The sequence below is a fragment of the Lysinibacillus sphaericus genome (assembly GCF_001629735.1).
Lineage (GTDB): Bacteria > Bacillota > Bacilli > Bacillales_A > Planococcaceae > Lysinibacillus > Lysinibacillus pinottii.
Genome location: NZ_CP015224.1, coordinates 4454940 through 4477031 on the forward strand (window position 1 = coordinate 4454940; position 22092 = coordinate 4477031).

General features: G+C 30.7%; 16 protein-coding genes, 1 pseudogene and 1 riboswitch. Of the genes and pseudogenes, 7 read left to right on the forward strand and 10 right to left on the reverse strand.

Features of this window, described 5'->3' with window-relative positions:
• Positions 1-55: 55 nt before the first annotated feature.
• Complete coding sequence (locus A2J09_RS21720; RefSeq protein ID WP_012292827.1) at positions 56-1489, reverse strand: BglG family transcription antiterminator; 1434 nt, start codon at positions 1487-1489, stop codon at positions 56-58.
• 1241 nt (positions 1490-2730) lie between these two features.
• The gene (locus A2J09_RS21725) at positions 2731-3603 is read right to left on the reverse strand and encodes an Rgg family transcriptional regulator (protein WP_012292828.1); all 873 of its coding nucleotides are present in this window, start codon (positions 3601-3603) and stop codon (positions 2731-2733) included.
• Positions 3604-3927: 324 nt separating this feature from the next.
• Here A2J09_RS21725 and A2J09_RS21730 point away from each other — a divergent pair, with 324 nt between their 5' ends.
• Positions 3928-4365 carry a hypothetical protein gene (locus A2J09_RS21730; RefSeq protein ID WP_012292829.1) on the forward strand — a complete coding sequence of 146 codons (438 nt, stop codon included), beginning with the start codon at positions 3928-3930 and terminating at the stop codon, positions 4363-4365.
• A 139-nt stretch (positions 4366-4504) separates the two neighbouring features.
• Here A2J09_RS21730 and A2J09_RS24350 read toward each other — a convergent pair.
• Positions 4505-4823, reverse strand: a pseudogene (locus tag A2J09_RS24350) (IS3 family transposase); the annotation flags it as partial.
• A gap of 647 nt (positions 4824-5470) precedes the next feature.
• Between A2J09_RS24350 and A2J09_RS21735 the strand changes: the two are divergent.
• On the forward strand, positions 5471-7204 hold the full coding sequence (locus tag A2J09_RS21735; RefSeq protein ID WP_012292831.1) for a methyl-accepting chemotaxis protein: 1734 nt from the start codon (positions 5471-5473) through the stop codon (positions 7202-7204).
• A 693-nt stretch (positions 7205-7897) separates the two neighbouring features.
• Complete coding sequence (locus A2J09_RS21740; RefSeq protein ID WP_012292832.1) at positions 7898-8641, forward strand: hypothetical protein; 744 nt, start codon at positions 7898-7900, stop codon at positions 8639-8641.
• A gap of 628 nt (positions 8642-9269) precedes the next feature.
• Here A2J09_RS21740 and A2J09_RS21745 read toward each other — a convergent pair.
• The 6 genes from A2J09_RS21745 to A2J09_RS21770 form a co-directional block, all read right to left on the reverse strand.
• Positions 9270-9590: a DUF4183 domain-containing protein gene (locus A2J09_RS21745; RefSeq protein ID WP_036160776.1), complete on the reverse strand. Its 321-nt coding sequence runs from the start codon at positions 9588-9590 to the stop codon at positions 9270-9272.
• A 47-nt stretch (positions 9591-9637) separates the two neighbouring features.
• Positions 9638-10048, reverse strand: coding sequence for a DUF4183 domain-containing protein (locus tag A2J09_RS21750; RefSeq protein ID WP_012292834.1), 411 nt, complete (start codon positions 10046-10048; stop codon positions 9638-9640).
• 806 nt (positions 10049-10854) lie between these two features.
• Positions 10855-11232: an FtsW/RodA/SpoVE family cell cycle protein gene (locus A2J09_RS23570; protein ID WP_206701083.1), complete on the reverse strand. Its 378-nt coding sequence runs from the start codon at positions 11230-11232 to the stop codon at positions 10855-10857.
• A 454-nt stretch (positions 11233-11686) separates the two neighbouring features.
• Complete coding sequence (locus A2J09_RS21760; RefSeq protein ID WP_036160781.1) at positions 11687-12814, reverse strand: Ger(x)C family spore germination protein; 1128 nt, start codon at positions 12812-12814, stop codon at positions 11687-11689.
• 29 nt (positions 12815-12843) lie between these two features.
• The gene (locus A2J09_RS21765) at positions 12844-14244 is read right to left on the reverse strand and encodes a spore germination protein (RefSeq protein WP_012292837.1); all 1401 of its coding nucleotides are present in this window, start codon (positions 14242-14244) and stop codon (positions 12844-12846) included.
• Complete coding sequence (locus A2J09_RS21770; protein WP_012292838.1) at positions 14241-15308, reverse strand: GerAB/ArcD/ProY family transporter; 1068 nt, start codon at positions 15306-15308, stop codon at positions 14241-14243. Before A2J09_RS21770 ends, A2J09_RS21765 begins: the two co-directional genes overlap by 4 nt.
• Positions 15309-16752: 1444 nt before the next feature.
• Here A2J09_RS21770 and A2J09_RS21780 point away from each other — a divergent pair.
• The 4 genes from A2J09_RS21780 to xerA (A2J09_RS21795) are packed head-to-tail and all read left to right on the forward strand — an operon-like array spanning position 16753 to position 21177.
• Entirely contained in the window at positions 16753-17580 is an 828-nt protein-coding gene (locus A2J09_RS21780) for a tyrosine-type recombinase/integrase (protein WP_012292839.1), read from the forward strand.
• A gap of 5 nt (positions 17581-17585) precedes the next feature.
• Positions 17586-18419 carry a site-specific tyrosine recombinase/integron integrase gene (gene xerA / locus A2J09_RS21785; protein ID WP_012292840.1) on the forward strand — a complete coding sequence of 278 codons (834 nt, stop codon included), beginning with the start codon at positions 17586-17588 and terminating at the stop codon, positions 18417-18419.
• A gap of 17 nt (positions 18420-18436) precedes the next feature.
• Positions 18437-20335, forward strand: coding sequence for a site-specific integrase (locus A2J09_RS24355; protein WP_012292841.1), 1899 nt, complete (start codon positions 18437-18439; stop codon positions 20333-20335).
• A 5-nt stretch (positions 20336-20340) separates the two neighbouring features.
• Positions 20341-21177, forward strand: coding sequence for a site-specific tyrosine recombinase/integron integrase (gene xerA, locus A2J09_RS21795; RefSeq protein ID WP_036160791.1), 837 nt, complete (start codon positions 20341-20343; stop codon positions 21175-21177).
• A 44-nt stretch (positions 21178-21221) separates the two neighbouring features.
• Positions 21222-21416, forward strand: a riboswitch (cobalamin riboswitch).
• Between the two features lie 195 nt (positions 21417-21611).
• On the opposite strand, the gene A2J09_RS21800 is transcribed toward xerA (A2J09_RS21795), so the two are convergent.
• On the reverse strand, positions 21612-21947 hold the full coding sequence (locus A2J09_RS21800) for a helix-turn-helix domain-containing protein (RefSeq protein WP_036160793.1): 336 nt from the start codon (positions 21945-21947) through the stop codon (positions 21612-21614).
• Positions 21948-22092: the final 145 nt, after the last annotated feature.

Here is a 22092-nt window from a genome sequence, read left to right on the forward strand (position 1 = left end):
AATAGTAGCACTGTGCTACTATTGTTAGTGTGTTTTATAATGTTTTTATAGATGCCTATAGTTTTAGATTATTTTTAATCATTTTAACCTCACTGTCGCTTAACAAAGGACTCACTTGAAGGACAGGTATATCGTTCGTTACTAATCCATAAATATGATGATTTGTTGTTATAATTGCATCCAAATCTCCATGAAGAGCAAGACTAACCATTTCATGTACTTGATTAGTCGTCATTAATCTAATGTGTCCGTTGATATTGTCTAAGAGTTTCAACTTCATATATCTCATAACACCAAGGTCATTCATGTACAATAAAATTGTTTTTTCTTTTTGTTGCATTTCTTGGCCTTTTTTGCTGGCCATAAAGTACATTGTAATATCTGCAAAGTCATCATCCCTAAACGATTCTGCATAATTACAGTTACGTACAATTGCTTCTTGAATACAATTGTAAAGAAAAGCTTGTTTATTTTTAATAATTGATTTATGAGGATTTGCATAGCTATACACTTTAGTTATCAATCTTATTTTCGCATGTTCGAAATATTCGTGACATTGTTGCACTAATATAGGGTCTTTAGAAAAAGGTAATTGAGTTTGCTCTTCTACATAATTTATCACTTTCATTATAGAATCCAAATGAGGTTTTCCAATTATCTGATTCATACTCAAGCAATCATCATCTTTTTCCTTTTCAACTCTTGCTGCACCAAGTATCAGTGCTGCCCCATAATGAAGCTCACTAGGGATAAACATTACATGAATGGATTCAAGATAGTTTTTAATAAGAGTTAGAAGCCAATCAATTGAATTGCCTGATTCAACAAGAACTGTAGGGTATATGAACTCTGTTATATATTCTTTTTTAATCATGCGGCTCTGCCAAATGGATAAAAGAATCGGCAGTTGTGCGTAACCATGATCTGAAAAAGTAAAACCGCCTTCCTTTTCAATTTCACTTATAAATGAATATATTGATTCTGAAAATTGTTCTGATACCAGATGAAAGCAATGTTTTCTTAAATAGAAGTCAAAATAGAACTGGCGTAAATGAAACTCCTCGCCATTGATTCTTATCGGCCTCATGTCTATTTTTAAATAATACTTCTTCAAATCTTTCCTCAATAATTCCAACACTTTACTAATTGTACTTGCACTATAGTATAGCGCTTGACTAACTTCAGAGAGCGAGCAGCCTGATTCATTTCGAATAAGAAATGTTATCAAATTATGCAGTTTGTCCGTTTCATTAATTAGATGTTCGAAAGCTAAACTTGTTTGATTAGGAGGGCGATGTAAAAAAACGCCTTTTCCTCGTTGAGTCTCAATTAGCCAATTCTCTGGAAGGAAAGAAGTAAGCTCTACAATATCTTTTCGGACTGTTTTGACTGAGCAATTCAACAACACAGCTAATTCTTGAGCTGTAATCCAATCTTCGTGTTCTACTAAGTGCTGATATATCTTAATTAGTCTATTTGAAGTTGTCACGTTAAGTCACTCCTATAATTATCTCTGTACTAGTACTTATAAAGCAAAAATTAGCTCCCGGCTTAGACTTTTACTGCAGTTATCAATCTCCCAAACAGATTCAATTGCTAAATCCAAAAGACGTGACTGTGCAAAATTATTTTGTGAAAAAACAAAATAGCATAAAAATACCGAACATTGTTTTAATATAATAACTCCTCAATAATTTTATAGTCAACAAAAAATCTGCAATTTTACCTATGTGTATTCTATAACTACGAAATTTTTTCACGTTATTATCAAACACAATATAGCTATTAGGGTTATGCTTAGAGTAATTATTATTTCATTAAGCATATTATGATGGCCACTTAATAATGTGTCTAAGCAGTATTATTCTGCCAAAGAGAACTATGGATAATATGGAAGAGAAAGTGCTAAAAACAAAGTGGAAATGGCACTCTAATTAATGATTTTAATGCCGTTCAAACCGGAGTATCACTATGATAAACCTAAATAAGTAAATAACATTTAATCAGAGATTTACAAAGTGATGGATTCGTTGCAATAACTACTACGCGATTTAGGTGAGGAATATTCTGAATTAACGGAATAGATGTCCCAAGAATAGTCCAGCCATTCTCAGAGGGAAAAAATGCTAGGGTTGGTTCAGTTTCTTTGCAATCCCATAATAGAACACCCAAGATTATCTAAATTGTAATTAATGTCATAGCAGCAATACAGAAGAAAACGGACAGGAACATCACAAGACTTGAAGTATAAATAAACTCCTCAAAATATAGAACAATTGGTGTGTTATAATGGTCTGTTAATTATTGCATGGATGTCATCAATACACATGGTGTTTGAAATACCTCTGAAATAGCAATAAGTTCAAATAAATTGCGCTAAAGAATTAAACAATAGAAAACTTACTCCATCAAGGACGTGTGTGCTTCTTAGCTTCTAATGGAGCTAAGCGCCATCAAAAAAAAAGTGAAATTTCAAGGAATACGGAAGTTATCGGTGTTGCTCAAATAGCAAGTTTTTTTATCTGTCCAAAATAATGGCATTTGCTATTAAAACTTCAACAGAGGAATGTTAGATTAATAAGCATACATCGTATTAATTACATGCATGGGTTATATTGAAATTTAAGGTTCCCGCATTTGAAGTTTAAGTTGTACCAAAAAATGTGATAATGTAAATATATATAGATTAAGTTTTAGCGTTTACTTGTGTAAGTAGAAATTCTATTCACCTTAGAGATGCAACAATTGAGTCAAATAACCTTTTTCAATTTCTAGTTGATTTTTCAAGCTATTATCGTTAAAGAGTGTAACTATGCTTTCGGCTTTTTGTATATAATCAATATTATTCTTCATCAATAGTTTTTCTTGAATTATTCCTTTTCTTAGGTAGCAAAGTGCAATTTGAACATAAGTTTTTTGTTCTAAAAATTCTTCAATTAATTCCTCATTATACTTAAAAGCATCTTCATAATAACCTTCCCTTAAAAATAAATGCACTAGGTTATATTTAAAGGGCAAAATGTATTTTTTATAATCAGTGTATTTTTTGTATTTGTCTAGCTGACTATCAGCAAATTGTACTATATGTCTTGCAGTGTCTAGAGGAAATAAGAAGAGAATACTATTAATTAAACGTAAGTCAGATAAGTACCATATATTGGATTTTTGTAGCCTTTTCCAAACTTTATTTGCATAAAAACCAGCTTTTTTAAAATCTCTTTCTGTTTTAAGAATATATAATCCTTGGCATGAATATAAAATGTCTCTTACCAAATTATCTTCTTTATCATGTAAATAACTCTGGGCATCTGAAATTAATTCTACTAATAAATCACCGTCCAAAAATTTTAAATTATTAAATTTGTTTATTATCTCATCTCTTAAAGAATAATTATAGTTATTATGTACATAAAGGAACTCTTCAAATTTCATTTCAATACTATTTAATAATTCAACAAATTTACTTACTGTTATATCTATTTTTCCTAATTCAAACTTTGAAAAGCTAGTTTGATGAAGGATTTTACCTGAAACCTTTGTTTGGTCATAGAGTTTTGCTAACCTTATTTTCTTAAATGTTTTACCAAAATGTATTTGCTCCAATTTTCACACCTCTAATCTTAAATCTGCAATTATATTAATGAATAATTAATACCTAATCTTATACGCTTATTTTAAAATTTCTAATGTTTTTTAATGATATTCTTTTTCCATACTAGTAAATACGTAACAAAGGAGGTTTTACTATGGAATTAATTAAAATTATACTTGATTGGATGCTTGGGTGTTAGTAGTAATCAAAATCACTTAGGACATAGAGGAAATATTTATGTTTTCAGAATTAATTTAACATTTAGTGCTTTTAATAATAAATGTAATGAAAAAAACTAATTCATTTGAGGTGGGATACTTATAAGATTTTCAAAAATGATGGCTACATCAGCATTAACTTTAGTAATAGTCGGAACTAGTTTAGTGACCGTTAATGCAACAGAACTAGACAATATCGATGAAAATACAGAAAATTCAATTATAGCTCCATTTAACTTAGTGGCACAATATTTAAATGGAAGTACTAATGGCGGAGAATTTAAAACTGATTTCTACATTGGAAAAAGTGGAGATGAAGCAGGGTATCGGTTTAATGTTAAAAATAATGGAACTAATTCTTTTGACTGGCAGATTACCCGCCCAAACGGTACAAAATTTGCGGGTGGTACTTTAGTACCTGGAAAAAGCATTACGGAAGAAGTGACTAATTATTGTCCTAATATGCCTATAGGAACTTATAAAGTAGCTATAATTACAAAGGACGGTAAAAAGGGGTACTTTGATTTTGCATTTAGAGTTTTAGCTTTTAATTGAACAAATAAAATTGTCTTTGCAGCATTATTTAACAGGATAATTTTTTTTGGTATACAAAAATCCCCTCTTAAGTAAATGTAACATACTGATGTTTTTTTACATTATTTATTGAAAGGGGATACGTATAGGAATAGAAACTTCAGACACTTGAACAAGAATATAATAGACATAACTGAGTTCGGTACTGTGCCGGACTCAGTTTTAATTTTACCTTAATTTGTTTCGTGTTGTAATACATTATATAGTTTTCAAGTTACAATTTAAAATGTTCAACACTTTTGAACTCATTTAATTATAGGAATTTCCATTTTAAAAAATCTCGAAAAAATTCATCATCACTGAGTTGTCATAACAGTTTAGATTGCCTCATTTTATAATACCAGCTATGATTCGATGTTACTGGGTAACTTATCTAAAGCTTTTTCCAACATCTCTGAAACAAGTGAATACGTTTGTCTAACCAATTGCATGTGAAATAATTTAACCATAATTGATCCAACTGGTTCAGTTCATAATTTTTAATCATAACTTGTACAGTACTGGTTGAGATGAATGAATTAAAGATTAATTGTTCATTTGGATCATAAGGAAAGGTTAGTATAGGTAGTTTATAAAAGAGTCCATATACATTCATTTTGGATAGACTTTCTTGATTGAGCAATCCCCAGAAGCTATTACTTTACTAGATAGTCACTTCAATTTGAAACGTAAGACAATAAAAAAACATTTTCTCAAAAAAATAAAAATTATTTTAATTTTTTAATATAATAAATTCTCCGAAAAAATATTCTGTTTACCTGATTGTATTTTCTCAACTACGAAATAAATTTCCCATATCATTAACAGTATAGCTATTTGCTAAATCCATATTGAAAAAAGCAAGCCTATTACTTAGGAATTGTAGCAGTTTGTAATGTTATAGAAGTTAGGTAGGTGCTCAACTTAGCTGTTTGAGATGAATCAGAAAATTATAGTATTATATTTGTTTTAGTTAAAAAATATAAAACTTATTACTTTGGAACTATTTAACATTAAATTTTGTTAAGAATTAGTCGATATTAAATGAGTAATATTGATTTTTACATAAAATGGAAGGTGAGTGTGAATGAAGATACGTACGAAGTTAATTATTATTTCATTGAGCTTATTATTAATACCGAGCTTGATTATAGGTGTTAGCAGTTATTATTCTGCTAAAGAGCACTTGAATGATTTGGGAGAAAAAATGCTGAAAAATAATGTGGAAATGGCACTCCAATTAATTGATTCAATGAATTATGCCGTTCAAACCGGTGAAATATCATTAGAAGAAGCCCAAGAAAAAGTAAAACAAGATTTAATTGGTGATTTACAAAGTGATGGTTCCCGTGTAATAACTACTAACGTTGATTTAGGAGAGGACGGCTACTTTGCAGTCTACGGATTAGATGGACTAAGAATAGCACACCCTTTTTCAGAAGGAGAAAATGCCTGGGAAAGCGTTGATAGTAATGGTATTTATATGATTCAAGATATGATTAAATCAGCAGAAAAAGGGGGGGATTTTACTTACTATTCTAGAGTATTACCAAATCAACCTGACACAGAAGAGGAAAAAATAGCCTACAGTGCTTTAGATCCGAACTGGGGATGGGTGGTAAGTGCTAGTAGTTATATGAAATCATATAATCATGGAATTAACTTAATCAAACAAACAATCATGATAACGCTTTGCATGAGTATAGTGATCGGATTTATAGTTATATTTTTATTTTCTAGACATTTAGCAATTCCTGTTCAACTAATCACTGAAATTGTACAGAAGATTGCTAAACAAGATTTGTCATTTAAATTTATTAAAGTTAACAATAAAGATGAGTTAGGGGATTTGGCTACAGGTATAAATACAATGACTGCAAGTTTAAGAGATATTATTCAGTCGGTTTCAAGCTCTGCGGAACAAGTTGCTGCTACATCCCAACAACTTACTGCAAGTAGCGAACAAATGAGTACAGCCTCAGAAGAAATCACAGAGTCTATACAGCAAATTTCTACTGGACAAGATAAACAAATGTTTGGAATGAAAGAAGCAAATAACTCAGTAGCACAAATATCATCTAGCATCACTGAAATAACTAGAAATATTAAAGGATTAAATGACCTATCCATTGAAACGTCTAAAGTTTCACTTAATGGGAATGAAGTTATTACACAGACAGTTGAACAAATGAACCAAATCAAAGAACAGAGCATGATGACGACAGAGGCAATGAGATTACTTGAAAGTAAATCTCAAGAAATCGGTGAAATAATAAACGTCATTACTAGCATAGCAGCGCAAACAAATTTGCTAGCTTTAAATGCTGCGATTGAAGCAGCACGTGCTGGTGAGCAGGGAAAGGGCTTTGCTGTAGTAGCTGACGAAGTAAGAAAATTAGCAGAGGAATCTGGAAATGCTGCCAATAATATTGCAACTTTAATTAGTGAAATTCAAATTAATACACAAAATACTGTACAAACTGTGGTTGAGGGAAAAATAGTAGTAGAAACCGGTATGAACTATGTTGAAAATGCAGGGAAAACATTTGAAACAATTGCGGCTGATGTGAACTTGATTAATGATAAATTGTCATCTGTTTCTTTTGAAATTCAAGAGATTAGTGCAAATACAGAAGTTCTAGTAAACGAAATACACAAAACTAAAGAGGTTACCAACCAGTCTACAAGCTATACGCAGCATGTTGTAGCTGCTGCTGAAGAACAGTATGCTTCAATGGTAGAGATGACAGTTGCTTCCCGTTCTTTAGCAGAGATGTCACAACAACTTCAAGATTTAGTTTCTGATTTTAAATCAATTTAAGAATAGGACAAAAATATCTCTGTTTTGATATATGTTTCACCAAACCCTGAGTAGTAGACACTTAAAAAGTAATACTATTTAGGGTTCTTTTTTCTCATAATATCCAGAAATATCTTTCAAAGTCTAAGAATCAAGTCTTATTTACTAATAAATAACCTTGTGTATTTTCTAAATGTTATGAATTTTACAGCTGTATTGTCATGTGTAATAAAATATAAGCTTATATGCTTATTATAATTAAACTAAAAAGTTTTTGTTTATAATTTTATACGTGTTATAAATTGTATATGAATGGGGGATACACTGATGGAAATTATTTTAAAAATACTCGATTGGATGCTAGGATTTTAAATTAAAGGCTAAGTAGAAAATCATCTTTGAGAAGAAGCAAGTCTGTCCGGTTGATATTTGGAGATTCCTTAATTTAATCTAAGACAAGATAAAAATGAAAAGAAGGTGTTACCAATTAAATGGATCAAAGTAATCATAATAATTATGATTATAGTAATAGCAATAAACTTGTTTTTGTGGTTAGGTCTAGAATCAAAACCCCAAAATCCTGAAAGTAGTAAAGATAATGTTGTGACGGAAGAAAAACTAGATTGATTTTATGGGGAATTTAAACAAACTATACATTTGAATTTTTTAGTAAATAGTTATATAAATATGCAACTTAAGAGGAGTATTATTTAAATGAAAAAAATTATAAGTTTTATTTTTGTTTTATCTACTTTAATGTTCTTAACACCTGATAGAAATGCCCATGCACAAGAACATGGTGGTATGGAAGAAATTTCATCAGTACATAATTATATTGAGTATCTAAGTAAAAAAAGTGAAAATGATGAAAGTGCTAAAGAAGTTCTCGACCAATTTTTAGAATTAAGCAAAGAAGATCAAAAACTTTTCGTTCAAGCTTTAGAACCACAAAATTATTTGAGACTAATAAACGCTGGACAGAATAATCCTGATAAAAATATTGCAGTGGAACTTGATAACGGACAAAAAATTAATATGCAATTAAATTTAATTACTGAACAAGATACGTTTACTCCATTTATCCCATATGCTACAACCTGGAAGGTTACAACGCCATGGGCAAAAGTTGATATGGTGATTTTAGGAATAACAACATCAACTTTTCAAACTAGAATGATTTTACAAACTGATGGTGTTCATGCTTTACAAGTTTATGATATTGAAAAAAAATATGTAAATCATAATCCTGGTGTATGGACAACAGATGTAGGATATACAAATTTCTATGTTTCCAGTGGATACGGTCATGGCGGATACCAATGGAAATTAAGCTCAACTGGAACACTTGGGGGGCTATCTTCAAATCTTGATATGATTATAAAAGCTAATCATACTAAACAATATTTTAAAGTTGATTCAGGTCGTGATAGTTGGGCTATAGGTTGGACACAATTTTAAACAGTAAAAAAACTGAAAGAGCATATTATCCTCGTTTCTATCTTTTTGAGGAAATGAATTACAATTACGCAGAGGCTATAAAAGTTTAATGTATATATCCATGAAAAACAATGTGAAGCATTTCACTTAAAATTTTTATAATCTATCACGTTAAGTAAGAGTATGTTTTGATCAATCTTTTTTCAAAACATGCTCTTTAGTTTTGTTATTAAATCAAGGTTGATGTTGATATCGTTAATTTATACAAGCTTCCCTGCTCGTGTTTTTTTATGGGGTAGTTTATTCATATTTATTGTTTATTCCTGATAGGTATAATGGCTATAATAAAAACAAGTATATATCCATTTAAATTGAATCACTTGATAATAATATTGGTAGCAGGCTTTTATTTAACCTGAATTAATTTCATGAGATAGACTACTAATTTGCAGGTGTTAAATGACCTGCATTCATTAGCATTTCAATCAGTAAAAAATATAATTCAAAATTAAAGTATTGTATAGAATAAATAGGATGATAGACAAAAAAACTCTCTAGGTTGAGAGCTTTTTTGTTTTTAACCAATATTTCCAATAATAAAGAAGCATAAAATTTTAAAACTTATGATTTCATAATTAAATATTAATCATTAAGTTTGTGTAACCAATTCTACAGCTTCTACAACCAATGGTGTTCCTGCCGTAATTGTGCCAGTAACACCGTTAAAAGTTAACTCTGTTGCAGAAACAGTATACGAATTGCCTTGCTGTAGTACACCATTTATATAAAAATTATAGTAACCATTTGATACCACTGGGAAAGCAGTAGCTGCATTTCCGCTATCATCTAGAAAGGCAGTTGCAGGGACAGTAGTACCGTCAGCAACTGTTAAATTTGCTGCTAACACATCAAAAAATCTTGTAGAAGTACCATCAACGTTTACATGGATATTAATAATGGAAAGTGCCATATTTTCACCTCCTTTCAAGATTATATAAAAGTTTAGAAGATTTTATATTACATTTGTTGGAATCCTAATGATTCTATAATGATGGGAGTTCCAGCAAAAATTGTTCCATTAAAGGGGTTAATGATTAATGAATTTGGGATTACTTTATACGCAACGCCCTCTTGCATTACAGCATTGATATAAAGATTGACATATCCATTAGGGCTAAAAAGTTTGAATTCTGTTACTGGACTGCCGTTATCGTCAGTAAATAAATTTGCTGGAATGTTTGCCCCATTTGTTAAGTCAATATCTTCTGTAACAATATAGAAATATCTATTTATTGTAGGAATAATAGTTCCTTCTGGTATAACAACTGGAGGAAGTTGAATAGAACCTATATCAATAGCTTTAATACGGTGCCAAAGAGCTCGATTATTTTCACAACAACTGTCACAAATCAATTTTTGTGAGTCCATATTTTAGTCACCTCCATTCCGAAATGTTAGTAATCCCTTATGTTATATGCATTTGTTACTTATTAATTTAGAAAACGGTTCATTCACAAATATTCTATGAATCAATGTTGGAAGGTGATTGGTAATATGTCTATTAAATAAGAAATAAATAATATTTTAATGAAAAGATATGATTTTATTAACCATCCTTTAGCTTTATTCAGAAGGGAGTTGAAAGGGAAAGTACACTTCCAGAGAAGTCATGTAAGGGAAAAGCAGAATTTCCATTAGAAGATATCGTTATTGAATTAAAGAAAATAGCGTAAAATACAAAGGATTACCATTTTTAAAGAGGTCAGTTCTTTAGTTTTATTCAATAAAATGGAGTCAAAGGTTCAATTTAGAGAGTGCTTAACAAGAGTGGCTGAAACGCCTAGAGAATGAACTCGAAGAGGAACTTGATGAAAAAAACACTCCTTATTCAACTTAAGGGTGCTTAATTGAACACAGTAACATTTATTATGTTGTTATTCTTTTTTTAATACTAAAAGTACTTCTGTTAAAATGCCTTTCTTCTTCTTAGATGTACATAAATCTGGGTAGTTTCACTTTTTAAACGATATGGATTTCTTTCAGTAATAGCTCTCTCTAGACATTCGAAGCCGTTAAAAATGCAATCCTTTTTAATAAGTCTGACATTCTTGCCCAATTTCAGAAGACAAGAATGTACAGATTTTGTGAATAAAAGACAAGAAAGTCCAGACTACCATGTTAAATTTTTTTTATGAACTTAAAAGAAATAATGAGAATCTTAGCTGTCTGGACATTCATGTCCAAAGTGTCCGTAAGTTCTTGTCCACGTAAAGCTGTACAGCATAATTCTTAAAAAGTAGATGGGGATACTTTTGTTCCTGTATTAAGATATTTGCATATGACAATAATGATTGTTGTTGCACACGTTTATTGAGAGAAGGTGTTATTAAAGGCAACAATGGTGCAGCTGTTGCAAGCCTTTCCATTACCCAATAAAATGGCCAGGAGACTTTTTTTAGCTGCTCGATATCAAGCGTCGCTACACCATACATCACTAAAAAACCTATTAGGTAATAGAATAACTGCTTAACAATAAATGAGCTTGTATACTGCTCAAATACCGTACTACTGGAATGGACAAAAAGACAACTAATAAAACCGAGTAATGACAAGCTAATTACTAAACTTTTATCTAATTTATTGATTTATAACATTTAAATACCTCCTTTTTAGGGATCAAACTATTAGAAGAAAACGCTAGAGGTAGTTTAAGGAATATTGCAAATCCAATCTTCCGATTTACAATCATTCGTGAAGTGCATTTTTTAGGCAAGTGTGCTGTTCTCCTTGAAAGTTGCTTCCCAATGAATGACGGTAAGGCACTTTTTATAGATGCAAAAGGTAAGCGAATAGGGATTCGGTGGATACAAATTAAAGTCAATCAAATGGGAAAAGATGCTGGACTGTCTATGAGATTACATCCTCGATTACGCCGTACCTTTGCTACAGAATTATTATGCAAGGGAACCGGACTATCTTGTATAACCATGCGCGAAAATTAAAGTAAGAGGATTGGATATAAATAATCAGGTATGCATGATACAAATGGGGGCACCAATCGGTGGGCTATTTTTTAGCTCCCTCATCCCTTATCAGTACCTTAATATTAAAATTTTGAATTGAATTTTCTGTAATGACATTTAAGTTATCTACATTCCATGATTGGGGCTTAAAACGATATGCTTTTTCCGAAAAATTGAAGATATCAGATTTTATTTCCAATCCTTTGGTAAAGGTACTTTGAAACTGTGTTAATATTATATTTTTTATCTCTTTTTCAATTGTTTCATTGCCAATATTTTTTGGATTTTCTCTGATTGAGGCTTTTATTTGCAAATTTATAATATATTTAGGAATTGTATCATCCACAATTTCTATATGATAATCTATATTATCTATAAACATCGAAACAGCCTTATCCTTTATAAATAATTTCATGTTATTAAAATCCTTATTAAACCAATCTAGCCCTGAAAGCTCTTCTTCCTTTATCCAACCATTGAATTTTTGACGTGAAAGAAAATAAGCACCACTTATTTTTAAAATATTTTTAGATTTATTATCCTCCATCCAATAATCTTCACTAATTTTTATTGTAGGAACCATAATGGATCCAACTGGTTCATAATATCTTTTAATCATGTCTTGTACAGTACTGGTTGAAATAAATGAATTAAAGAATAATTGTTCATTTGGATCATAAGGAAATGTTAATATTGGCGGTTTGTAAAAGAGACCATGTACATTCATTATCTCTTTAATATCATCTTCTTCATAGCCATAAGCTAAAGTATTATAACGTAGATAATAATCCCTACTAAAAAAATCAAAAAATTCATCCAAATGACCATCCATTATATTTTTGGAAATAAAGAAAGTTTGTATATGTCCATAATACAAAGGGTTAACAGAATTTTTTTCTATATCATCGATTGCTCCCTGAATGGTTTCACCTTTTCCGTGTCCAACAACAATAGGGGCAGGCTCAGATGCAATACCAGGATCTGAGCCCGCAACATTGGTAAATCCGAAAGCTTGAAAATATAAATGATACATATCATTAGAATAATCTATACCAAGAGCGGTAATATAAACTTCACTTTGTATTTCCTTCGTACCTAAACAGCCGCCTAGAAAAAATAATAAAGGCAAAATGAATGTTATTTTGAATATGGAAGTATAGTAATAGGTCATTTATATTCTCCCTTCTTTTGAAAAAACAGTCAGTCTTTTGTTTTAATTCTAAATGGCATTTTAAGAAAACTTTTTATAAGTTCGGGAATACTTACTTTATAAAATGTAGAAAGGTAAGGATGCCCGAAACTTTCTAATGACGAGATATAAGTTAAGAAAAATAAGACACTTAAAACAAAGCCATACATTCCAAAAAAGGAGGCAATTATTAATACAGCAACTCTTATTAAAAATACATTGCCTAATATATTTTGATTAATTAATGTATAGCTAGATATAACGGTAAGTGCCCCAATTACTAATGTTGATGGTGATGTAAATCCTGCTCTTATAGCAGCATCCCCAACTATTAATCCTCCTAAAACTGCAATAGTTTGACCAACAGCTTTAGGCAAGCGTATACCCGCTTCTCGAAAGAGGTCAAAAAAAATGAGCATAATAAGAATTTCGAACGAAGAGGAAACAGGTAGTCCAATTTTAGATGCAGATATTGATACTAGTAAGGGAAAGGGTAGCTGGTTAAGTTGATGGACAGTTAATGCAATCCAAAGTCCAGGTAAAAATATACTTGTTAATAAAGAGGTAATCCTTAAAATGCGTGAAAAACTCACAAATAAAAAATTCGTTTGATCATCTTCAGGTGCTTTCAATATAAGTAATAAATTTACGGGTCCAATTAAACAGCTTGGACTTCCATCTACTAATATGACAAAACGGCCTTTATTGAGGGAACTTACTACAAAATCGGGCCTTCCTGAATAATTAAGGAGGGGAAAGAGTGTCAACTTATCATAAAGTAATTCTTCTATATGATAACTACTTGCAATATTATCTACTTTTATTTTATTTAGTTTGCTTTGTACATTCTTTAACGTATTTTGATCAATATAGTTTTCAATGTAGAGCAATAAAACTTTGGTTTTACTGGTGTCGCCAATTGTAAAATCGTTACTTGATAAATTTTTACTTTTTAATCTCATTCTTATTAAAGAAAAATTGGTATCTATATTTTCAACAAACCCATCTCTCGGTCCTCTTAATGAGACTTCCATATTTGATTCTTCAATGGATCGTTCAGGAAGTTTAGCTAAATTGGTTGAATATAAGCTATTTGATGGAACATGGAAAAAATATAAAAAACCTGAGAAAATTTTGCTATTCATTTCATCTGTCTTCGTTCGGTACTCTTTGATCTCATCTACTTCTAAATAACGGTTTATAATTTCAACATCATGTAAATGTCCGTGTTCAGCAAGGAATCTGATATTTGGTAATAATGAATTCAAAAAAAGTACACTATCAACTAAACTATGGCAATAGACAAATATAACTTCATGCTTTTCATTATTAAACATATAGAATTTACTACTTATCGTTATATCTGATTGGTGGCCTAATTCTTTATAGAGAAAATCCTTATTTTCAGTCAAGATGATGAACTCCCTTTTGCTTTTTTTTCTACTACATAGAAAACAATCATAAAAAAGAATAAAAATAAAAAAATAGAAAGGAGATAAGTGCTTTTTATAAATGTCAAAAAATCAGAAACAGACCAAGGAATTAATAATCCTATTGTTAAGCTTAGATAACCAACAATTAATATAAATTTTCGATTTTGAAAGAAGGAAGACACAATATACATAAATAAACATATACGAATAAAAGACATTGATAATAATTGGACAACAGATAAAGAATCTAATCTTGTAAAGTACTTACCAAATGATAAAACTCTCCATTGCTCGTTTATGGGAAAGAGCATTTTTTGAGTTAGATAAATGCCGAATTCAGATACAGCCGTCACAATAGCGATTAAAACGAATAAGACAAACAGAATAGAGAATACGAGGATACCTTTCCTTTTCAGTTGCTCTTTTACATAACCATTTAAAACGATTAAAATAAAGCCCATTTCTAAAATACCAATACATATGTATAATATTCCCCAATAAATGGACGGAGTATTACTTGTATTTACTGGTAATAATAGTTCGTATTCATTGTTCATTGAGTTTCCTAAATTGAGAAGAACAAACAAAAAAATGTATAGTGAACAAATAATTAGGGACTGGATAGCTATGGTCTTAAGCCCTTTTAGGGAACCATAAAAGCATAATAATATAAATAAAATAACTGTAATAAAATAGGGATAATCCGAGTTAAAACTTTCTTCTGCCCAAATAATTGTAAATTTGAGTGAGATGAACGTTGATGACATTAAATAAACTAAATATATCAAAATGATGAATACGTACAGTGTTTTATTATTTTGGACCGTTTTTAATTCAAGGAGTGAACTATTATTTAATGAAGAAGTCATTCTAGAAATAAATAATGCTAAAAGGAATATGGGGACTAAACTGAGCAAGGCACTTATCCAAGCTTCACGTTCCACCATTGTAAAAATTGAGGGAATTAAAACAAAGTGTGCTAAAAAACTAACTGATAAGAATAACAAACAATATACATGGATTGGCTGTAAAACTTTGTTCATTTTATCTTTAACCTCCTCCTTAACAATACATTTCCCATGTTTGATGTCATTTAGTCTAAGTACCCTTGTTTTATTTTATTAATACTGACTCAAACAAACGTCGTTCATTTGTATGTTAGCTAATTTTAAATTAGGTAATGATGGTAAGTTTATGTAAACTTTTAAATGTGTTGAAAACTAAATATCAACGATAGATCTTGGGCGATATTGACTTTTGATTACCCAAGTTCACATTCTACAACATGCTAAAGCACACCCTATTTTTGGCATGGTTGTTAGAAGAATTAAGTGAAAACGGATTACATTAAAGTCCTAGTCTTTGTATCTTATACTTCGTACGATGGAAAGTAACAGCCCTCTAAATAAAACAATTTCTGAAAAAGGTAAAGATACTCATGGAAGTACTGAAAAAAATATAAGAACTTTTTAAAGAAGTTAAAGTTTAGTTAAGAAGGAGTGTACGGAATGAATTAAACAACTCCGAAAACAAATTAAAAACTTTAATAGAGATATTCTTAATTCCTACTCGATTTGGACTTACGTTTTTCAGAGGGCATATAGAGCATCTAGGTAAGAAAAGTTTTGCTGATTTAGTTGTTATGTTTCATGTCTCACATGTTCAGCCAGTAGCCCGGTTCAATAAGTTCTATGGTATTACAAGCAAAGAGTTGCAAGAATCCACTGCATAGGGTCACGTATCACAGAGTCTACCTATGAAAGAAAGTAAGTGAGGCAAGGGAAATCCTCATTCTAGTTAGTATAGAGAGATTCCTTGTAATGTTTATTAAATATTTTACTCTATGTTATATGATTTTTTAATTCAATCCCTCTCTTAATAAACAATTAAATATAAATAGAAAACTCTTGAAAATTTAATTCTTAAGTATTTAATGCTTGAATAAGTTTAATGTAAAAAGGAGATGAATAAGTAGAAAATCAATAGGTAGGTTAAATATGGAATTTTATAAAGAAAAAAAAATCTTTTGCTACAGTTGTCGTAAAAAAACTATATTTACTTATAGAGATACGTATAGAAAGAACGGGGTAGACAGTCATTGTAGTGAGTGTTCTGGTATTTGGTTTGAATGGCAAAATAGAGCTGTTGAGAGGGAGATGGAAAAGTGGATTGATTATAACAAACATCTTATTAAATGACTAATAGGTTTAATTTAAATAGAGAATATATACCTTAAAGCTCTGTGAAGAAAGTGTTAGCAGGGCTTTTTTATTATGAATATAATAAGCTTTTTGATAAAAATATTTTAATATTTAGTCTAGTTAAATGTATTAAGTCTAATAGTAATGTATAGACATTTTAAATATGGAAATACTATTCCTAATAAGTTAAATCATATTCTATTAGTTTGGAGATGAGAAAATAAGAACTATTGATGAATACTGGAAGAGTACTGATATTAATATCTCCTCAATAACTATAAAAGTATTGAATGAGTATTTATTATGTTTAAAATTAGAAAATAAAGCAGTGGCAACTATAACCAAATATAAATGGATACTGGAACGCTTCCTACGTGAATGTAAGGTTCCGCTGAAGGATATGACCTCAGAGAATGTTAGAGAATGGATTAATGATTTTTCGATAGATAAAAAACCAAATACAATAGCGCTTGTACATGCAACACTATCAACGTTTTTTCAATTTTGTTTTGATGAAGAATATATAGAAAGGGTGATAATAAAAAAACGGTGGAGACCTCAATTACCTAAATCACTTCCTAATTATCTAGATGAGTATGAGTTTTCTCGTATTAAACTTATCTCTGAACAATTATCAATTCGAGATAGGGCTATTATTTTGTTTCTTCTTACATCGGGTTGCCGTGTTTCAGAAATGTCAGCATTAAATATCAAAGATATTAATATGGACAAACACACAGCAGAAGTAGTAGGGAAAGGTAATAAAATTAGAACTATCCATTTTTCTTTAGAATGTGCAATAGCATTACAAAATTATTTACAGGCTCGGACTTGTGATCCAAAAGAGCCGCTATTCATGAATAAATTTGGTGACCGTCTTTTAAATGGTGGAATAAGAGGTGTTCTAAAAAAAGTGGGGAAACAAGCAGGACTTGAAAAAATTTTTCATCCACATTGCTGTAGACATACATTTGCCACCAATTTATTAGCAAGAGGCGCAGATCTTCAGTTTATAGCGGATGAGATGGGGCATGCCGATTTGAATACAACACGTATCTATGCGCAAATACCATCGGAAGATAAGAGATTAAAATATCAGAATATAATGGGGTGATTTCTATGAATCAGGAAGTTTTACAAGCCTTCTATGATGATAATTGTAATCAGTTCAGCTCAGAAACAATTCGTTCTTATAAAATTTCACTCTCTCAATTTTTTTCGGAGAGTGAAAAAAACTATGATGAAGTAAGGGCAAAGGATATACGTAATTGGCTGGCAACCCTAAGTGAAAAAGGGTTAAAAATACGTAGTATTCAACTGAAATTAACAGCATTAAAATCATTTTATCAATATTGTATCGAAGAAAACAAGATTAATCATAACCCCACTAAGAAAGTAAAAACCCCAAAAAGTGAAGACTTACTTCCGTACTATCTAAACAAACGTCAATTAGCATTACTTCAGGAGTTAACCAAGGACAATTTAAGAGAACGTGCAATTGTGGAGGTCTTATATGCAACTGGGGTAAGAATTAATGAATTATTGAATATTAAACTAGAAGATATAAAATGGGATACACGCCAAATATGGATTCGTAAAGGTAAAGGAAATAAGGATCGTTTTGTACTCTTCAGTCATGAATGTGCTTTACGTTTGAAAAATTATTTACATGTACGGTACGAGAATAGTGATTTTTTGTTTTCCAGCCCTAGAGGTAAACATATTAGTTGTGACTTAGTACAACTGTTCTTTAGAAAGTATTCTAAAGAACTAGGATTCAAAGTCACCCCCCACACTCTAAGACATACCTTTGCAGCTCATTTAGCAGAAAAGGGAATGGAATTTATCTATATACAAGATTTGCTAGGTCATGCCAATATCAATAGTACGAGAATATATACTAGATTAATGAATCATGCGAGAAAAAAACAATATGATCAATATCAAACATAGAATGGGAGAGTGAGTTTATGGAGTACTGGAAATTAAAGAAAGGATTATTAAATTCTGAAAATACTGAAATAATAAACTTGTTTTTACTAAGTTTAGTAAGAAAAAAAAGAAGTCAGCAAACTATCATAAGACAACGTAGTATTTTGCAGCGATTTTTTGGAAAAAGTAATAAAGTGTATAATTGTATAACATTGGAGGATATAACAAATTGGCTTTTAGATCAACAAATGGGCTGTAATAAGAGAACCATTAGCTGTTATTTAGCAACCTTACGAATATTTTATTTCTTTTGTGAAAATGAAAGGTTTATCGAAGAATCCCCACTTCAAGATGAAGAAACATCAGTATCTCATCCAAGTAGATATTGGGAGTTAAAGATGATTTTACCCAATATAGAAAATCAAAATATTATAAATGAATTTTTGGTTAATTTAAAAAACTCTGGGAAAAGAAAAAGTACTATTATATGCAAAAGGGTATTTTTACAACAATTTTTCAAGGATTTCAAAAAGGAATTTATTTATATTACTATAACAGAAATTGAAGATTGGTTTTTAAAGAATGGACATTTATGGAGTGATAAAACGGGAAGTGGAATTCTTAGCGCACTTAGAACTTTCTATGACTTTTGTTGGGAAACAAGAATTATAGAAAATCCTCCACTGAGAAATAAAAGGAAAGATAGAAACTTTCAAGATGATGGGGGTTTTTTAATCCAAATTAGATTACCCAACATAGAAAATCGAAAAACAATTAATGAGTACTTGCTTAACCTAAAACACAAAAATAAGAGCCATCGTACCATTGAGGAATATAGATTTATTTTACAAGCTTACTTTAAGGATACAGATACCCATTTTACACTACTTAAAAATTATGATTTTCAAAATTGGATTCAGAGTTATAAAGGTGTGAAGAATGAAAAAACGTTAGATAATTATATGAGTATCTTTCGTTCGTTCTATATATTTTGCGTAAGAAAAAAATATTTAGAGAGGTCACCTATCCCTTATAAATATGATAAGTTGGAAAATAATAGATACTGGGAAATAAGTAACTTGTTTGTTAACAATGATAGTAGAAAGATAATCAATGAATATTTACTAAGCATGAAATTAGAAAACTTAAGTGCAGGAACAATTTATCAATATCGTTTTTTCCTCAACAAATTCTTTAAAGATAAGCGCGAAAATTGTTTATCTTTAACACCAGAGGAGATTCGAAAATATTTTATACCACTTCAAAAAGGATTAAAAGCAGCAACAATTAAAAAGCAATTAACAATTCTTTCTTCTTTTTATAATTTTTGTGTGGATGAGGGATATATCCATATGTCGCCTATCAAGAAAAGATGGTTTCCACGAAAATCAAAATCTATTCCTAAGTTTTTAGAAAAAGAAGAAATTGCTAAAGTTCGTCAGTTATGTGAGAAAAGAAATCAGCTTAGAAATAGGGTTATGGTAGAGCTGCTCCTTACGTCAGGTTGTCGAATCAGTGAAGTAAACATGTTGAATAAAAGTGATATAGATTTAGAAAACAGAACGGCTCAAGTATTGGGGAAAGGAAAGAAAATTAGGGAGGTTCATTTTTCTGAAACATGTGCTATTTTATTAGAACGGTTGCTGGAATCTTATATAGATGAGCATCCTGCACTTTTTATTTCCGAAAGGGGAACTAGACTAGGTATTAGGCAAATGCAAAAAATAGTGGAGCAAGTAGGAATAGATGCGAAAATTAAGAGTTCCCTACATCCTCATCGGTTTAGACATACCTTTGCAACCGAGCTCTTGACGAAAGGTGCTGATCTTTCTTTTATCGCAGATGAATTAGGACACAAACAACTCCAGACAACGAAAATATATGCTTGTCTACCTAATTGGAAACTGATTAGTCTATATCGAAAATTTAAGGGGTGATGGCTATGGATATAAATGAATTTATCGAAAAATTCAAAGAAGAATACATGTATCGTTTAGCTCCTCGAACAATCAGAGGGTATCAACTATCTGTTAAACAATTACAAGATTATACGGAAAAACCATTTAATAAGATCACCAAAAAGGATATTAGGCACTGGATGATGGTGTTAAATGAAAAAGGATATAAACAGAATTCTATAAAAAACAAATTAATTGGGTTAAAAACTTTTTATCAATATTGTTTTGATGAAGGATTGATGATTATAAATCCTGCTAAGGATATCCCATTCCCTAAAGTGGCGGAAACTTTGCCTCGTTATTTAAGTAAAAAACAACTTACTTGTCTCTTAGAGCATGTGTGTGAAAGACTTTATGAGAGAACAATAATCGAAGTACTTTATGCAACTGGGGTAAGAATTAGTGAACTTGTAAAGATAAAGAAAGAGGATATCAACTGGTCTGAACGAAGCATTCAAATTTTGGAGGGCAAAGGAAATAGAAGTAGGATTGTATTATTTAACCTGGATTGTGCTCAACACTTGGAGACCTATCTAAATAGTCGAACAGATAAATTACCTTATGTCTTTGTCGATAAAAAGGAAACAAGGATGATTCGTAGTAGAGAAATTAATACTCTCTTCCAATTTTATTCAAAACAATTGGGGTTTAGAGTAACACCTCATATGTTACGTCATACCTTTGCAGCTCACCTTGCCGAAAGGGGAATGCCACTTGAATGTATTCAACAATTGCTAGGACATGAAACTACTCATTCAACACAGCTATATGCTAGATTATATAATCATGCTAGAAAACAAATGTATGATAATTGGATATAACAATCCAAGTTTAAAGAATTATTATCCCTAATTTATAACGTATACTACTTTAAAGAGATAAAGGTACAAACTTATTATTAGTTAAGTTAATTTAATAGGGAAATACGGTTAAAATCCTGTGCTGTCCCGCAACTGTAATTAGGAGCACATTTTAAAAATCATTGTTATGTGACGAAATAGGAAGGGGAAATGTGTGATGACCATAAGCCAGGAGACCTGCCTTTGTCTAGTACAACCAAAAACCTATGAGGATAGGGGGTGTTGAGTGTGACGGGTTACAGCATCATACTCATAGTGTGACAACCGGAAAAAGGGTCTCTATTCAAATTAGAATCCTTATTTTATTTTGGTTGAAGAACTCTGAATTATGTCAGTTATAACTAGCATCTTACCAAAAAACGATAGCCACTTGAATGTCCCCCTAATCTTGATAGCTACTGGACCTGCTCTTTTAATCCAAGATAATCATTGATGGCAAACAATAAATAATCCAATTCTCTCTTAGAGTGACGATTAGATAATTCACCTAGCAAGTTAACAGTTAATTGGCCTTCCTTTATTGTATCTGAATGAACCAATTCTTTTGTCGTGATCCCCATTATCTTGGCAAAGTGTTCAATGCGATCTGATTTTAAAGTACGTTCTCCTTTTAACATAAGTCCTACAAGTGATTTACTTACTCCTAATTGTTCAGCTAGCCATTGATATGATTTATCCTCAGCTTTCAACCATTTAATTACTTTGCTTATTACGATGTCGTTAGTTTTCATATCCTACTCTCCACCTATCTACAAATATCATATCATTCAATATTAAACATCCATAACATTTTTATTCAATCTATGCAATTAAATATTAAATATAAAAGCAAAGATTTATTAAACAATTGGGCGTTTTCCTTAAATAGGAGAGTGT